General features: G+C 62.1%; 13 protein-coding genes. 1 reads left to right on the plus strand and 12 read right to left on the minus strand.

Annotated features, from left to right (window positions below):
• From ACQKQA_RS03235 to ACQKQA_RS03250, 4 genes are all read right to left on the minus strand, one after another.
• Positions 1 to 714: ABC transporter permease subunit (locus ACQKQA_RS03235; RefSeq protein ID WP_427553450.1), on the minus strand; the 714-nt coding region annotated here is incomplete at its 3' end.
• A gap of 10 nt (positions 715 to 724) precedes the next feature.
• Positions 725 to 1903, minus strand: a complete 1179-nt coding sequence (locus ACQKQA_RS03240; RefSeq protein ID WP_427553452.1) for an amino acid ABC transporter permease — start codon at positions 1901 to 1903, stop codon at positions 725 to 727.
• Between the two features lie 62 nt (positions 1904 to 1965).
• Positions 1966 to 2994, minus strand: a complete 1029-nt coding sequence (locus tag ACQKQA_RS03245) for an amino acid ABC transporter substrate-binding protein (RefSeq protein ID WP_427553454.1) — start codon at positions 2992 to 2994, stop codon at positions 1966 to 1968.
• 162 nt (positions 2995 to 3156) lie between these two features.
• A complete protein-coding gene (locus ACQKQA_RS03250) occupies positions 3157 to 3570 on the minus strand; it encodes a VOC family protein (RefSeq protein WP_427553456.1) in 414 nt (137 codons plus the stop codon).
• Between the two features lie 113 nt (positions 3571 to 3683).
• Between ACQKQA_RS03250 and ACQKQA_RS03255 the strand changes: the two genes are divergently transcribed.
• Positions 3684 to 4550, plus strand: a complete 867-nt coding sequence (locus ACQKQA_RS03255) for a LysR substrate-binding domain-containing protein (protein WP_427553458.1) — start codon at positions 3684 to 3686, stop codon at positions 4548 to 4550.
• Positions 4551 to 4630: 80 nt separating this feature from the next.
• Here ACQKQA_RS03255 and ACQKQA_RS03260 read toward each other — a convergent pair whose 3' ends face one another.
• The 8 genes from ACQKQA_RS03260 to ACQKQA_RS03295 all read right to left on the minus strand — a co-directional run bounded on the left by ACQKQA_RS03260 (position 4631) and on the right by ACQKQA_RS03295 (position 15509).
• Positions 4631 to 5704 carry a methyltransferase domain-containing protein gene (locus tag ACQKQA_RS03260; RefSeq protein WP_427553460.1) on the minus strand — a complete coding sequence of 358 codons (1074 nt, stop codon included), beginning with the start codon at positions 5702 to 5704 and terminating at the stop codon, positions 4631 to 4633.
• A gap of 44 nt (positions 5705 to 5748) precedes the next feature.
• Positions 5749 to 7197: a class-II fumarase/aspartase family protein gene (locus tag ACQKQA_RS03265; RefSeq protein ID WP_427553462.1), complete on the minus strand. Its 1449-nt coding sequence runs from the start codon at positions 7195 to 7197 to the stop codon at positions 5749 to 5751.
• Positions 7197 to 8630: an adenylosuccinate lyase gene (gene purB / locus ACQKQA_RS03270; protein WP_427553465.1), complete on the minus strand. Its 1434-nt coding sequence runs from the start codon at positions 8628 to 8630 to the stop codon at positions 7197 to 7199. Before purB ends, ACQKQA_RS03265 begins: the two co-directional genes overlap by 1 nt.
• 30 nt (positions 8631 to 8660) lie before the next feature.
• Positions 8661 to 9647, minus strand: coding sequence for an HOASN domain-containing protein (locus ACQKQA_RS03275; RefSeq protein WP_427553467.1), 987 nt, complete (start codon positions 9645 to 9647; stop codon positions 8661 to 8663).
• A gap of 42 nt (positions 9648 to 9689) precedes the next feature.
• Complete coding sequence (locus tag ACQKQA_RS03280; RefSeq protein WP_427553469.1) at positions 9690 to 10715, minus strand: HOASN domain-containing protein; 1026 nt, start codon at positions 10713 to 10715, stop codon at positions 9690 to 9692.
• 690 nt (positions 10716 to 11405) lie between these two features.
• Positions 11406 to 11600, minus strand: coding sequence for a heavy-metal-associated domain-containing protein (locus ACQKQA_RS03285; protein WP_427553471.1), 195 nt, complete (start codon positions 11598 to 11600; stop codon positions 11406 to 11408).
• A gap of 364 nt (positions 11601 to 11964) precedes the next feature.
• Positions 11965 to 12987 carry a 2Fe-2S iron-sulfur cluster-binding protein gene (locus ACQKQA_RS03290; protein WP_427553473.1) on the minus strand — a complete coding sequence of 341 codons (1023 nt, stop codon included), beginning with the start codon at positions 12985 to 12987 and terminating at the stop codon, positions 11965 to 11967.
• On the minus strand, positions 12984 to 15509 hold the full coding sequence (locus tag ACQKQA_RS03295; RefSeq protein WP_427553475.1) for a heavy metal translocating P-type ATPase: 2526 nt from the start codon (positions 15507 to 15509) through the stop codon (positions 12984 to 12986). Before ACQKQA_RS03295 ends, ACQKQA_RS03290 begins: the two co-directional genes overlap by 4 nt.
• Positions 15510 to 15541: the final 32 nt, after the last annotated feature.

The raw sequence follows: 15541 nt of genomic DNA on the forward strand, positions 1-15541 counted from the left end.
GGCTGCCCGGTGGGGGCGTAGGCGTAGAGCGTCAGCTCCAGGGCCCTCGGGCAGGAACAGCGGCAGCATCACCGAGGACATGAACAGCACGGTGATCAGCGGCACGCCGCGCCAGAACTCGATGAAGGTCACGCAGACCACCCGGATCGCCGGCAGGTTCGAACGCCGCCCCAACGCCAGCAGAATGCCCAGCGGCAAGGCGCCGGCGATGCCGACGGTGGCGATCACCAGGGTCAGCATCAGGCCGCCCCATTGGCTGGTCGCCACGTTGCTCAGGCCGAGATAGCCGCCGTGCAGCAGGGTGTAGGCAATGATCGGGTACAGCACCAGAAAGCCCAGGCCGTAGATCGCCTTGTGCGGGATGCGCGGGATGAACAGCGGCGCCACGCCGATCACCGCCAGCCACACGGTCAGGTCCACGCGCCAGCGCAGCTCGGTCGGGTAGTAGCCGTACATGAACTGGCCGAAACGCTGCTGGATGAACACCCAGCAGGCGCCCTCCTTGGTGCAGTCGGCGCGGGTGGTGCCGACCCAGTTGGCGTCGAAGATCGCCCACTGCAACAGGGGCGGGACCACCAGCCAGATCAGGTAGAAGGCAAACAGCGTCAGCAGGGCATTGAGCCAGTTGGAGAACATGTTGGCCCGTATCCACGCCAGCACGCCGATGCTGCTGCTCGGTGGGGGCATGTCGGGTTTGAAAATATGAGTGCTCATGCGCGTTTCCTCACCGCTCGATCAGCGCAATGCGCTTGTTGTACCAGTTCATCAGCAGGGAAATGCTGATACTGATCGCCAGGTACACGCTCATGGTGATGGCAATGACTTCGATGGCCTGCCCGGTCTGGTTGAGCACGGTGCCGGCGAACAGCGAAACCATTTCCGGGTAGCCGATACCGGCCGCCAGGGACGAGTTCTTCGCCAGGTTCAGGTATTGGCTGGTCAACGGCGGAATGATCACCCGCAGGGCCTGCGGGATGATCACCTTGCGCAGGGTCGGACCGTTGCGCAGGCCGAGGGAACGGGCCGCTTCGGTCTGGCCGTGGCTGACCGACTTGATCCCCGAACGCACGATTTCGGCGATGAACGCCGCGGTGTAGACGGTCAGGGCCAGGGTCAGGGCCAAGAGTTCCGGGATCAGCACCCAGCCGCCGACGAAGTTGAAACCCCGAAGTTCCGGCATTTCCCAATGCACCGGCGCGCCGAAGAGCAGCATGCACAGCGCCGGGATCGCCACGAACAGCGCCAGGCCGGCCCAGAACGTGTGGAACGGCACGCCGGTTTCTTCGAAGCGCCGGGTCCCCCAGCGCGCCATCAGCACAATGGCGGCCAGCGCCACCACGATACTGATCACGAACGGCCAGAAGCCGTCGGCCAACTGGGCCGCCGGCATGTTCAGGCCACGGCTGCTGACGAAGAAGGTGTCGCCGAAGTTATGGCTGTTGCGCGGCCCCGGCATGGTCAGGAACACCGCGAAGTACCAGAACAGGATCTGCAGCAGCGGCGGAATGTTGCGGAATACTTCCACATACACGGTCGCCAGTTTGCTGATGATCCAGTTCTGCGACAGGCGCGCCACGCCGATGATGAAACCGAGGATGGTCGCCAGGATCACGCCGATGAAGGTCACCAGCAGGGTGTTGAGCAGGCCGATCACGAACACCCGGGCGTAACTGTCCGCTTCGGTGTAGGCGATCAGGTGTTGAGCGATGCCGAAGCCGGCGCTGCGCTCGAGGAAGTCGAAGCCGGAGGTGATGCCCCGGTGCTGAAGGTTGGTTTGAGTGTTGTCGAACAAGTACCAGCCAAGCGAGATCACCGCCACAACGGTGATGATCTGGAATAGCCATGCACGCACACGTGGATCTGACAGGGAAAGCCCATTGAGTGCGACGATATTATTTGGCATGAGGTGCCCCAGTGAAAATGCTTTGGAACACCCCTGGCAAAGATTGCCAGGGGGTGGATTGATCAGCGCACTGGAGGTGCGTACTGGATACCACCCAGGTTCCACAGGGCATTCTGGTCACGAGCAATTTCCAGTGGGGTGCTTTTACCGAGATTGCGTTCGAAGATTTCGCCGTAGTTGCCAACTTGACTGACGATCTTCACGACCCAGTCATTTGGCAGCTTCAGGTCCTTACCGTATTCACCTTCTGCGCCCAGTAGACGCGCGACGTCCGGGTTTTTGGTGGATTTGGCTTCGGCTTCGACGTTCTTCGAAGTGATACCGGCCTCTTCGGCGTTGAGCATGGCGAACAGCGTCCACTTGACGATGCTGAACCAATCCTCATCGCCTTTACGAACGACCGGTCCCAGAGGCTCTTTGGAGATGGTTTCCGGCAGTACCACGTAGTCCTTCGGCGAGGCCAGCTTGCTGCGTTGTGCGTAGAGTTGCGACTTGTCGGAGGTCAAGACGTCGCAACGACCGCTTTCCAGCGATTTGGCACTTTCGTCAGAGGTGTCAAAGGTGATTGGGATGTACTTCAGGCCATTGGCGCGGAAGTAATCGGAAACATTCAGCTCGGTCGTGGTACCGGCTTGAATGCAGAGGGTCGCGCCGTCGAGCTCCTTGGCACTCTTGACGCCGAGCTTGTTATTCACCAGGAAGCCTACTCCGTCGTAATAAGTCACTCCGGCGAACACCAGGCCCATGCCCGCGTCTCGAGAACTGGACCAGGTCGTGTTGCGCGACAGCACATCAATTTCGCCCGACTGAAGAGCAGTAAAACGCTCCTTGGCGTTCAACTGGCTGAACTTCACTTTGGTTGCGTCACCGAACACTGCAGCGGCTACGGCACGACAGACGTCGGCGTCTATACCAACAATCTTGCCCGTGGCATCCGGAACGGAGAAACCTGGCAACCCATCGGAGACGCCGCATTGAATGAAACCCTTCTTCTGAATGGCATCCAGCGTGGAGCCTGCCAAAGCTGCGCTGCTGACGCCAATCATGGAAGCTGCAGTTAGTGCAACCCAGGCAAGTTTGAAAATATTCATTCCAATACCTCAAGTTTATATATCGTTGTTGTTTTTATCAGGAGCTTGAGTGTCGCCAAATTCTGGAAAGCATTCGACGAATTAACCGTATGAGTTCATCTGAGTGTTAATCACCATCTTGAAGGATTGATATTTATTGGAGTTGCAATGTCATGAATAAATTCAAACTGCGTAAACTGATTCCAAGTCAGCGAAACCTTTTATCTCGATAGGATTCCCGGCTGGATCCAGGAAGAACATCGTTGCTTGCTCACCGGGCTGTCCTGGAAAACGGATGTTAGGTGAAAGAACGAATTTCATATCGGCTTTGATCAGGCGGTCTTTTAAAGCAACCCAGTCCGACATTTTCAAGATCACGCCAAGATGGGGCATCGGCACCATGTGGTCGCCAACCTTTCCTGTATTAGTTACAGGGAATGGTTCGCCCAAGTGCAGCGATAACTGATGCCCGAAAAAATTGACGTCTACCCATGTATCGGTGCTACGACCTTCCTCACAACCCAGCAAATCGCAGTAGAACTGGCGGGAAAGCTCCAAATCGCGGACGTGATAAGCAAAGTGAAAAATCGACTGCATCGGTTGCTCCAAACAAGCACAGGTGGGTGGAAGTGATGGGACAGGACCAAGCCTGTACTGTTTTCATGAAAAGAGATAGCATGTAATTCTATCTTTCATCGAAAGAATTTCTTATGGATGCGCGTTATCTGAAAAGCCTCATCACCGTTGTGGAATGCGGCTCCATCGCTCATGCCGCGCGCGTGGAAGGGCTGACGGCAGCAGCGGTCAGTCAGCGAATTCTCGCGCTCGAACGGCAACTCGGCTTTGAGCTCTTGTCTCGCGTCGGGCACGCAGCCAAGCCGAGTGAGGCCTGTCTTGCTCTGTTGCCCAGGGCTAGACGCATCGTTCGCGAGGTTGAACTACTGGCTGGAGACGCCGACGTAGAGGGGCTTACAGGAAAGTTGAGAATAGGCGCAGTTTCGACCGTTCTGACCGGTCTGCTACCCGGAGCATTGCGGGCACTGACCGAGTTAGCGCCAGGCCTCAAACCGGTCATCGTGCCGGGAACATCGCGCTCGTTGTATCAAGCCCTTCTCTCAGGCGAACTGGACGCTGCCATATTGGTAGCTCCGCCCTTTGAATTGCCAAAAGCGTTGCACATGGTGTCACTACGCAAGGAGCCGCTGGTTTTCCTGTCGAAGGAGAAGTCCTCGGACAGTATCCCGGCTCAACTGCAAACCCATGCCTATATTCGCTACGATCCAGATTCGTGGGGCGGACGCCATGCCGAGCATTACTTGGCAGACAACGGCCTTATACCGACGCCACTGGTGGACCTGGACGCACTCGAGACAATTGCCATGCTGGTAACCGAAGGTCTTGGCGTCAGCCTTGTGCCGTATTGGTCAGGCTTTGAACATTGGGGCCATAAGTGCGCGGTGGACTGGGTAGGCAATGCTCGGTATGACCGAGAGATTGTGTTGATCAGCCATGTTCAAACCGACCGGCCAAACATGTTGAGCGTTTTGCACAAAGCCCTTTCAAAAAACGAAAGTTAATTGTCGATCTAGCCGGCCCATATCGCCTCATCCGCTGGAGACTGCCCGGGATCGCTTGCGCAACCCCGGGCAGTACGGCCTCAAGGCCGCAGTTCGAACAAGGCAGGCAAGGCCGGCTTGTCCGAAGGCACCTTGCGGAAGCGGTTGAAGCCCGCGGCCTCGGCCATCAGCCTGGCGCGGTTTTCACCCATGAAGGCACCGATTCCCGCGCCACCGTGGGACAGCGAACAGGTCATGCAATACAGCGTGCTCTGCGGGTACATCACCCGACCGAACAGGTTCATGTTTTCGTGGAGGTCTTCCGACAGGTTGAGTTCCACCATGAGGTAGGTCCCATCGTCCGCGGTCGACTGGCGCAGATCCGTCATCATTTGCTGGGGGTCGGTCGCGTCGTGGATCACCACGAAGGTGGTGACGAAGTCGAATTTCTGGCCTACCAGCGCATCCGAATCGCTGACCTCGAACCGGACCCGGTCAGCGACCCCGGCAGCCTCGGCGTTAGCCCGCGCACGCTCGATGGACGGTGGATGGAAATCGCAGCCAAAGACCCGGGCCTCGGGGAACGCCTTGGCGATCGTGATCGCCGCCAGGCCGCTGCCACAGCCAAAATCCAGCACGCTGCCCCCGGTCTCGAGCTTTTCCTTGACCCCGTCCAGGGACGGGATCCAGTGCTGGACCAGATAGTGCTTGTACCAGGGCATCGTCATGCGCTCCATGCCCTGCCAGGTCTCGATCGGGAAGGCTTCTTCCGGGCAGCCGCCGCCGTGGCGGAAGGCGTCGATGACCCTCGGGGCCATGCTCACGAACGGCACGCTCAGCTGGATGATCCCACCGGCGAAGTAAGGTGAATCCTCATCGGCGAGCACCGGGACGAACTCGGGAGGCAGCCGATAGCGCCTGGTCTGCGCGTCGTAGGTCACATAGTTGCCGGTCGCCATGCTGCCCAGCCATTCCCGCAGGTACCGCGTGTTGAAGCCGGTCTGCTGCGCCAGTTCTTCCAGGGTCACCCACTCGCTGTGGGCCAGCGCCTTGAACAGGCCCAGTTGATCGCCGATGTAGAGCATGGCGCCGCGCAAGGTGTTGCCGTAGTCCTCCATGATCCGCGCAGAAAACTGTTCGACCTTCGCCTTCTCTATTTCGATAGCCTTAGACATGTATCTCTCCATGATTTACAGAACAACCGCATAGCGGTAATCGGTTAATGGCTGGCTGCCTTGCCCAGTACGTTGTCGACGATCTTTTCGGCCATGCCCAGATGGGCCCGGGGTTCGAACAGCCGGGCCAGGGTTTCCGCCTGCATGACCGCGATGACCCGCGGGTCGGACTCGATCGCCTCGCGCATCGATACCTGGTCCCGCTGGCAGGCCTGGGTGATCTCGAAAATGATTTCGTAGGCGCTGCTCTTGCCGAGCTTTTTCGCCATTTCGAACACGAAGGCCTCGGTGCAGATGGCCTCGCTGAAGGCAGTGGCGTTGCGCTCCATGGTCCGGTCGTTGACGGTGAGTCCGCTGATCGTGTCGGTCAGCAACGAGAAGGCCATCAGCGTGTAGTGCGAGACATCCGCCACGGCGCACCATTCCAGGCGGGTGCCGCGGTAGTCCCGTTCGTGTTCCAGGATCATCGCGTCCAGCGCCAGCATGACCTGGGCCTTGGCCAGCCGCGCCAGTACGACCACCTGTTCGCAGCCCTCGGGATTGCGCTTGTGGGGCATGGTGCTGCTGCCGATCTGCTGCTCCGTCCACCCCACCGCCACCTCGCCGATTTCCCAGCGGTTCAGGGTGCGGATCTCATCCGCGATGCGGGCCAGGGACGCGGTGACCATGGCCAGCGTGCCGACGAACTCGGCGACGCGATCGCGGGAGACATGCCAGCCCGCCAGCGGCACGTCCAGGGACAGACGGCGGGCAAAACTCTCCAGCATGCCCATGGCCTCGGTACCGAAGGCGGCCATCGTGCCGACGCCACCGAACAGCTGCACCACCAGCACTCGCTTGCGCGCCTCGCCCAGGCGATCGCGGTGCCGCAGCAGCTCGTCGATCCAGCCGGCCACCTTCAGCGCGAAGGTGGTGGGCAACGCCGGGATCGAGTGGGTCCTGGCGACCATGAGCGAGCCGCGTTGCGCATCGGCCAGCACCGAGAGCTTCTCCAGCAGGGTCTCCAGGGCCTGGTCCAGGGCATCGAGCACATCGCGCATTTCCAGGGATTGGGCGGTGTCCTGAATGTCCTGGGTGGTGGCGCCGTAGTGCACGTATTCCCGGGCACTCGGGCTGCAGTTTTTCTGCAAGGCGCTCAGTAGCGGCATCAGCGAGTGCCCGGTACTGGCCACGCCATCGGCGATCTGATGCCAGTCGATGGCCGAGAGGTTCGCGGCTTGCTCGATTTCCAGCGCGGCCTGCCTGGGGATGATCTGGACATCCGCCTGGGCCAGGGCCAAGGCCGCCTCCACATCGAGCCAGCGCTGCAGGCGGCAGTGGCTGCAAAAGATTTTCCGGCTCACAGGGCCTGCGTAACCTCCCCCGTGGGTTTTCGAGTCCAGGATGTGGCTGTGTTCATGCCGGCACCCCGCCTCGGCCCGATCGGTACCGAGGCTTTGCGAACGTACGGTGCAAGCAGCACGGGCCAGCGTTTCCAGCGATTGCGAATCCATCACATACCCTCCATCACGCACTGAGACTGATTGGGACTTCCTTGGTTTGATATTGGCCTTTCACGCTCATCGCTCGATGAGCCGGGTAGCGGGCTACGGGCGACGAGATCGACCATGTCCGCGGCCAGCCCGGTGTAGGTCGTGGGGTCGAGCAGCGCTTCGAGCGCTTGCGGGGTGAAGCAGCCGCGCAGGCGTTCGTGCCCGAGCAGTGCGTCGCGGAACGGAATATCGTCTCGCCGCGCCGCCAGGGCGGCCTCATGCACCAGCTCGTGGGCGGTCTGCTTGCCCAGTCGATCCGCCAGCGCGAGCATGACCCGCTCCGACAGAATCAACCCGCCCAGCAAGTCCAGGTTGCTGCGCATGCGCGCCTCCCGGACCTCCAGGCCCGCCGCCAGCAGACCCTGCATGCGGGTGAGCAGCGCACCGCTGTAGATGAACAGCTCCGGTAACGCCGCCCACTCGATGCGCCAGGTCGTACCGTCACGCTCGTGCAGCTGAAACGCCGCGTCGGTGAGGGCGACCATCTGCGCCCGGACCAGCCGCGACAGCGCGCTGATCAAGTCGACCGTCGACGGGTTTTGCTTGTGGGGCATGGTGCTGCTGCCCACCTGCCCCGGCCGGCTGCCCTCGCGCACCTCATCTATTTCGCTGCGCTGCAGGTGGTAGATTTCGTTCGCGACCCGGCCCAGCGTCACCGAGACCTGGAGCAGCAGCCCCGCGGCCTCGAGCACCCGATCCCGGGCGCTGTGCCAACTGGTCAGGGGCGCGCCGAGCCCGAGCCTGGCCAGCGTTCGCCGCTGCAGCTCGAAACCCTGGGCGCCGAACGAGGCCAGGGTGCCCACGGCCCCGGTCAGATTGCCCACCATCACCCGCCCCTGCGCCTCGTCGAAGCGCTGCAGGTGCCGGTCGATCTCATCGATCCAGACCGCGACCTTGTAGCCGAACGTCGTGGGCAGCGCCTGCTGGCCATGGGTTCGGGCCACCATCGGCGTGTGCTGGTAGCGCAGCGCAAGCACCAGCAAATGGTGGCGGATCGAACGCAATCGACCGAGGACCAGGCCCCAGGCCTCCTGGATCTGCAGGACCAGCCCGGTATCGAGGATGTCCTGGGTGGTCACGCCGTAATGCACGTACTCGCCCCAGCCTCCTGTGCAGGACTGCTCCATGGCCCGGATGAGCGGCACCAGGATGTGCCCGGTTGCCAGGCTTTGCCGGCCCAGCGCTTCGAGGTCGTACAGTTCCACGTTGGCCACGCGGGCAATCTCCCGCGCCGCCTCATGGGGAATGATGCCCATCTCGGCCTGGGTCGCCGCCAGCGCCCGTTCGACCTCAAGCCACTGCTGCACCTGATGGGTATCGGAGAAGATCGTGGCGAATTCCGGGGACGAGTAAGCGCCCCCGTGGATACGAGACTCTGTAATGTGACTTGACATGTTTTAGTACTCGCGTTGTCCCAGGGGCGCTTACTTCACGGTCTGCATTTCTTGCCAGACAGCGTCGTAGTAAGCCCTTTCCAGACGGAAGTGCTGGGCCAGCGAGGTCAGGAACGCGTTCTGGAAGCCGACGTCCGGAATGCGTCGCGAGATGAGCTGCCATTCACGCTTGGCCCGGGGCGGCACGAGGCTGATGTGGACCTTGTAGTACTCGGCCGCCTCTTCGCTCACGCCGGCCTGGAGCAGCGCGCGATAGAGCTTCTCGTGATTGCCCGGAACCACCAGCTCGGTGATGTAGAAGACCGCCAGGCCCCAACCGACGTCAGGCTGACGGAAGCAGCGCGCGCGGTTGTTCAGGTAGGCGATTTCCTCGGGCATCGTCGAGATGGCCTGGAAGTCCGCTTCCAGGCCGACGGCGTTGAGCAGCTTCGCCAGCAACCGCGGATGGGAGCCCTGCTCGTCCTCTTCGCCCAGCTCGCCGTAAAGGTAGCGGCCGAGCGCCGCGGCCTCGTCCACATCGGTCAGGTTCACCAGCAGGTCCGCCGCGTCCCGGTACAGGCGGAAGGTACGGAACCATTGATGCCGCAGGAACACCTGGAGTTGCCCGTGGGAGGCGGACCCGGAAAACACGTACTGCGACATGGGGTGTTTCTCGCGGGACTGCGAGAAGACCTCTTGTTCGAGCCGTTTCTGGAAGTCCGCTTCGGACAGCGCCGAGGACAGGTCGGCGGCCGGCATGAAGCGCTCTTCCACGCGATAGATGGCATTGGCCAGCCAGCGGCGAGTGAGCGCGGTCGCCACGTCGTCGCTCAGCGACAGGATATAGAGCAGTTGCTGATACTCGGCGAAGGCGCGGGCATTGCCGGCGTGGGCCGTCTCGGCCAGGGAGGACAGCGCATTGGCGGCGATTTCGATGGGCCTGGATGTCGCGCTGGGCACCAGCGCCTCGGCGACCAGGCGCGCCTCGCTCGAGTGCAGGTTCTGGAGTTGCTGCAGGGAGAAATTACGGGAACTCATCATGGGTCTTCCTTGTTTTTGTTTTAGGTGCAACGGGGTGAATCAGGCTTTCTGGATGGACTGCTTCTGCATCTCCTGCCACAGCATGTCGAAGTACGCCTTGTTGATGTCGAAGTGGCGCGCCAGCGATTGCATGAACGTGCGCTGGAACGACGGGTTCGATGCGAACTTGGCAATCAGCGCCCACATCTCCTCGGTGTCGATCTCGTCCTGGGTACCGTGCAGGCGGTGGAATTCGCTGGGCTGCTCAGGTACGCCCAGGCGTTGCAACAGCTCGTAGATGCGCCGGTGGTTGACGCAACTCACCGACTCCACCGCATACAACAGGGCCAGGCCCCAGGCCACATCCGGATGGCGCACGCAACGGATGCGGTTGTTGAGATAGGCCTTTTCCAGGGGCTGGAGCGCAGGGAAATCGATACGCAACGGAATATCGAAATAGGTCATCAGGTGGGACAGCAGTGCCGGGTGCGAACGCTCCGGAGTCTCCGCCCCTGCTTCGCCATACAGGTTGCGATAGAACACCGAGGCGTCCTCGATGGCTTCGAAGCGAAACGCCAGTTCCGCCAGCAGGCTGTAGAAGTTGTAGGAGCGGGTCCAGTGGTGCTCGAGGAAAAAGCGCACGTCCTCCAGAGGCGGTGTCCCCTGGAACAGGTGAGCCGACATCGGGTGCTTGACCCGAGTGCGGGCCTCGATTTCAGCGTCGACGGCGGTGCGAAACGCTTCTACCGACAACGCCGGAGCGTCGGACAGATCGGCGGCGAATTCGTCCTCCATCAGGTACACCTGGCTGGCCAGCCAGCGGCGCGTGGGTTCGGTACGGGGTTCTCCCGGCAGGTGCAACTCCAGGAGCAGCGACTGGTATTGCGCATAGGCCGTGGCGTCTCCCGCAAGACCCGCTGCCGTGAGCATCAGCAGCGACTCCAGCGCGACTGTGACCTGGGAATAGGTGGCGCCTGGTTTCAATGCCTCGGCCAAGAGGTTCGAGACGTCGGCGGTGCGAGCTGCCGTTTGGCCACCGAGGGCTTGCGGCTTTATTACATTGCGATAGGTGCTGAGCTTATTCATGAAAACCTCCACAAGTTACTAATGACTTCACGTTAAACATCGACTTCATGAACGAGGGCTCTGTTATTTTCTCGCTCGTGAATTTGATGAGTTCTACGCGGGGATACAGTCGGTGCGCGAAGTAGTGAGATCGACCCTGACCCCATGAACGCCGGAGTTCACTTTCAGCGCCGGTATCGAATGTTCGATACGTGACGCATAAGAGAACCCCTGGATCGGTCGGTCCGGGTAAGTAACTAAGGCGGAGAGTGAGTGACAGCGCTTTTGCCGCATAACGTAGGACATCTAACTACCCTTTTCATTGTTGTTATGCGAAAAATCCTAAAGCTTCCCATGGTGGAAAGGTCAAGCCACGAAAATGTTTTTTTTGTGGGAAAATCAGGCGTGCGAAAAAGACCCTCTTTCGGTAGTCGAGTTGATACAGAAAAGCGTGTTGTAAAGGCCTCGTCCCTCTATAACGAGTCCCGGCAGGTAGTGCGTTTATCCGAATGGTTAATAGGTGAAGTTTCTCGCTGAAACACCTATTTACAATTTCAAACCCTCCCACTGTCGCAACGTTAATACCCCCTCGACCCCGAACTAATGGGCAGCTGGAGCAATGATATCCGGGGCGCGGCGTGGGCGTTCGGGTCGCGAGCGACGGCAGCCTCTGCACCGCCCTGCCGTCGTCGCCCCCGGTATTACCGACCTTTATTGCTGGTCGGGATACCCCGCCTCGCTCAGCACGCTACGCAAAGCGTTTGCGTCCAGCGTGCTCTCGACCCTGACTTCCCGCGTGGGTGGATCGGTTTCAATGCGCGCCTGTGGGTCGACACTCAGCAGCGCCCGGGTGACAGACTTGGCGCAACCGCCGCAGGTCATGTTGGGAATATGAAAACGAAGCATATTGATCTCCTGGTTATTGGTTATGCCCGAAGACTATGGAGCCTGCCCACGTGACAAGGTCAAATGCTTTCAAGGTTTTTTATTCGGCAAGATCCTATATGTGACTGCCTGGTCATTATTCCAATTGTTCATAGAATTCGCAGTATTAGCCTGCTGCTCTTCACTATTGCGCAACGCTCAGCCGGGCCCTGGACTATTTATCAATCCGCAGTTCTCTACCCATCAATCAAATAGTGGCGATATGCAACTAAGCCTGCACTTCGGGCATCGACTTTCGTCGAACGCCCAAGCATGCCTGCCTATAGGCTGAGCCACTCTTGCTCGCGCAACAATAAATGCACTTGCCATTCCAAAGCATTGTTCGTTACTTGCCCGCACCTACTTCGGTGGGGGTAAAGAACACATCGGCGTGCAGGTCCTCGGCTCGCAAGCCACGGGCCGTGGTGAGCTGCATGGCCGCCTCGACCATCGCCAGCGGCCCGGCAACGTAGGTTTTCCAGCCGTCCAGAGCCTGCAGGTCCCAGGCAATGGCGTCTGTGACGTAGCCACTACGCCAGCGGCCGCCAAAGGGGGCATCCGACAGAACAGGGGTGAACCTCAGATTGGGGTGCCGTTGCGCCAGGCGCTCGAAATGCTCGACCAGATACAGATCCCGGGGGCTGCGGGCACCAAAATAGAGATGGATCGGTTGTTTCATGCCTCGGGCAATGGCCGCCTCGACTATTGCCTTGATCGGCGCCAGGCCCGAACCGCCGGCCACGCACAAGATCGGCCCGGTGTGTTGTTCCCGCAGGTAGGAAGAGCCGAAGGGCCCTTCGACCGAGACCGGGTCTCCAGGTTTCAGCAGCCCATGGATGCGCTGGGTCGCGGCACCGCCGGGCACCCGGCGGATATGGAACTCCAGCTCCGCCCCGCCCGGGCCGCTGGCCATGGAGAAATCCCGGGGCGGAGCGCCTGGAAACGTCAGCCGGGCGTATTGCCCCGGGGTAAAGGCCAGCGGATCGGCGCCGTCGACAACGAGCTGGATGTGCTTGATGTCGTGGGTGGCATCCGCTATTGCCTTGACGCGGCAGTCCAGGCGGCGCCGGGGATGGGACGGGAGCTCTTCGTCGCCGCCCAGCCAGCCGATAAGCGCATCCGTTCTCGGGATGGCCCGGCAGGCGAGGATCAGCCCCTGGGCCTTCTCCTCCTCCGATAGCGCGAAACGGCTGTGATCCAGCAGTTCCACCTCCCCCGTGACCAGGCGCGACTTGCAGGCTCCGCAGCGGCCAGACCGGCAGCCATGGGGATAGGCGATGCCCGCGGCCAGTGCCGCGTCGAGGAGGGTCGCGCCTTCCGGTACCGCGAGGGTACGTCCGGCCTGGCGGATCTCGATACGTTTGCTCATGGCGTTGTGCTCGGCTGTGGCGCCGCGGAGCGGGATTCGAGCGCCAGGGGGGCCTGCAAGCGCTTGAGCCGCAGCGCGTTGCCGAGCACGAAGACACTGGAGAGCGCCATCGCGGCCGCGGCGAAGATCGGCGACAGCAAGGTGCCGTTCAGCGGGTAGAGCAGCCCCGCCGCGACCGGAATCAGCACCGCGTTGTAGGCGAAGGCCCAGAACAGGTTCTGCTTGATATTGCGGATCGTCCCCTGGCTGAGGGCAATGGCATTCGGCACGCCGCGCAGGTCGCCGGACATCAGCACCACGTCAGCCGCCTCGATCGCCACATCGGTACCGGTACCGATGGCCAGCCCGACGTCCGCTTCGGCGAGCGCCGGCGCATCGTTGATGCCGTCCCCGACGAAGGCGACCCGGGCACCCTGGCTGCGAAAGGCCTTCAGCGCCGCGACCTTGCCGTCGGGCAGGACCTCGGCCGCCACTTCGTCGATGCCCAGTTGCCGGGCGATCGCCGCGGCCGTGGCCGCGTTGTCGCCGGTGATCATGGCCACCTTGAGTCCCAGGGCATGAAGCGCCTTGATCGCCTCCGGCGTCGTTTCCTTGATCGGATCGGCGACCGCGATCACCGCCGCCAGGCGGCCGTCGATCGCCGCATAGAGCGGGCTCTTGCCTTGCTCGCCCAGTTGCCGGGCGGTGGCCAGGAAGCTCGACACATCAAGGCCCAGTTGCGTCATGAAGCGGTCCGCGCCGACGGCGACAGTCCGGCCGCCGACGCTGGCCGATACGCCGAAGCCCGGCGTGGCGTTGAAGCCCTCGAGGGGGGCGGCGGCCAGGTCGCGCTGCCGGGCGGCGGCCACAATCGCTTCGGCGATCGGGTGTTCGGAGCGGCTCTCGACCGCCGCCACCAGCGCCAGGACTTCATCCTGTTCGAAGCCCTCGGCGGTAATCAGGTCGGTCAGCTCGGGGCGGCCCTTGGTCAGCGTGCCGGTCTTGTCGAGGGCGATCACGCTCACGTCCCGCAGCGCTTGCAAGGCTTCGCCCTTGCGAAAGAGCACGCCAAGCTCGGCCGCCCTGCCCGTCCCGACCATGATCGAGGTCGGCGTGGCCAGCCCCATGGCGCACGGGCAGGCGATGATCAGTACCGCCACCGCGTTGACCAGGGCAAAGGTCAGCGCCGGGGCCGGCCCGAACAACAGCCAGGTCAGGAAGGTCAGCGTCGCCGCGGCCATCACCGCCGGCACGAACCACAGGGTCACTTTGTCGACCAGGGCCTGGATCGGCAGCTTGGAACCCTGCGCCTGCTCCACCAGGCGGATGATCTGCGCCAGTACCGTATTGGCGCCGACCTGGGTGACACGGAAACTGAAGGCGCCCGTCTTGTTGAGCGTGCCACCGACGACTTCCGCGCCCGGCCCTTTCGACACCGGCACCGGCTCGCCGCTGATCATGCTCTCGTCCACATACGAGGCGCCTTCGATCACCTCGCCGTCGAGCGGAATCTTCTCCCCCGGACGCACCAAGACCACGTCGTCGATCCGCACCTGGTCGAGCGGGGTTTCAACGCTATGGCCATGGTGCTCGACGCGGGCGGTCCGGGCCTGGAGCCCGACCAGCCGCTTGATCGCCTGCGAGGTCTTGCCCTTGGCCCGCGCCTCCAGCGTGCGGCCGAGCAGGATCAGGGTGACGATGACCGCCGCGGCCTCGAAATAGACGTTGGCGGTCCCCTGCGGGAGCACCTGGGGCGTGAAGGTCGCGACCACCGAATAGCCGTAGGCCGCCACCGTGCCGACCGAAACCAGCGAGTTCATGTCCGGGGCGCCGCGCCACAGCGCCGGTACGCCCTTGTGGAAGAAGCGCAGCCCGGGCCCGAACAGGACCAGGGTGGCGAGGACGAATTGCAGGTACCAGTTCGTCTGCTGCCCCAGTACGCCCATCACCCAATGGTGCACGGCGGGAATCAGGTGCGAGCCCATCTCGAGGACGAACACCGGCAAGGTCAGGACCGCGGCGATCAGCAACGAGCGGCGCAGCGTCCGCGCCTCGCTCTCGCGCCGGGCGTCGTCCTGATCGCTTGCGTCCGTCGTTGCGCTGGACAAGCGGCGGGCCTGGTACCCCGCCCGTTTGACCGCGGCTTCGAGGTCGACCGTGGAAACCAGCCCCGCCAGGTGACGTACCCAGGCCCGTTCGGTCGCCAGGTTGACGCTGGCTTCGAGTACCCCCGGGATCTGCCGCAGCGCCTTCTCCACCCGGCCCACACAGGACGCGCAGGTCATGCCCTCGATCGCCAGCTCGAGGGTTTCTTCGCGCACGGCGTACCCCGCGCGTTCGATGGCCTGCACCGCGGTCAGCGGGTCGGCCAGGCCGGCAAAGCTGATATCGGCCCGTTCGGTGGCGAGGTTGACCGCGGCCGTCTGCACGCCGGGGACCATTTTCAGCGCGCGTTCGACCCGACCGACGCAGGACGCGCAGGTCATGCCTTCGACCGGCAGGCTCAGGTGGGTGTTTAAGGGTTGGACAGCAACGGAAGTCATTGAATTGCTCCTTGAGATATCGGTTGCGGAAC

The sequence above is a fragment of the Pseudomonas sp. NPDC089530 genome (assembly GCF_050280705.1).
GTDB lineage: Bacteria > Pseudomonadota > Gammaproteobacteria > Pseudomonadales > Pseudomonadaceae > Aquipseudomonas.

Bases quoted from the DNA above. Each gene is read 5' to 3' on its own strand.
- ACQKQA_RS03255 (WP_427553458.1), top strand. From the start codon at position 3,684: ATGGATGCGCGTTATCTGAAAAGCCTCATCACCGTTGTGGAATGCGGC.
- ACQKQA_RS03275 (WP_427553467.1), bottom strand. From the start codon at position 9,647: ATGAGTTCCCGTAATTTCTCCCTGCAGCAACTCCAGAACCTGCACTCG.
- ACQKQA_RS03250 (WP_427553456.1), bottom strand. From the start codon at position 3,570: ATGCAGTCGATTTTTCACTTTGCTTATCACGTCCGCGATTTGGAGCTT.
- ACQKQA_RS03265 (WP_427553462.1), bottom strand. From the start codon at position 7,197: ATGGATTCGCAATCGCTGGAAACGCTGGCCCGTGCTGCTTGCACCGTA.
- purB (WP_427553465.1), bottom strand. From the start codon at position 8,630: ATGTCAAGTCACATTACAGAGTCTCGTATCCACGGGGGCGCTTACTCG.
- ACQKQA_RS03290 (WP_427553473.1), bottom strand. From the start codon at position 12,987: ATGAGCAAACGTATCGAGATCCGCCAGGCCGGACGTACCCTCGCGGTA.
- ACQKQA_RS03260 (WP_427553460.1), bottom strand. From the start codon at position 5,704: ATGTCTAAGGCTATCGAAATAGAGAAGGCGAAGGTCGAACAGTTTTCT.
- ACQKQA_RS03245 (WP_427553454.1), bottom strand. From the start codon at position 2,994: ATGAATATTTTCAAACTTGCCTGGGTTGCACTAACTGCAGCTTCCATG.
- ACQKQA_RS03285 (WP_427553471.1), bottom strand. From the start codon at position 11,600: ATGCTTCGTTTTCATATTCCCAACATGACCTGCGGCGGTTGCGCCAAG.
- ACQKQA_RS03295 (WP_427553475.1), bottom strand. From the start codon at position 15,509: ATGACTTCCGTTGCTGTCCAACCCTTAAACACCCACCTGAGCCTGCCG.
- ACQKQA_RS03280 (WP_427553469.1), bottom strand. From the start codon at position 10,715: ATGAATAAGCTCAGCACCTATCGCAATGTAATAAAGCCGCAAGCCCTC.
- ACQKQA_RS03240 (WP_427553452.1), bottom strand. From the start codon at position 1,903: ATGCCAAATAATATCGTCGCACTCAATGGGCTTTCCCTGTCAGATCCA.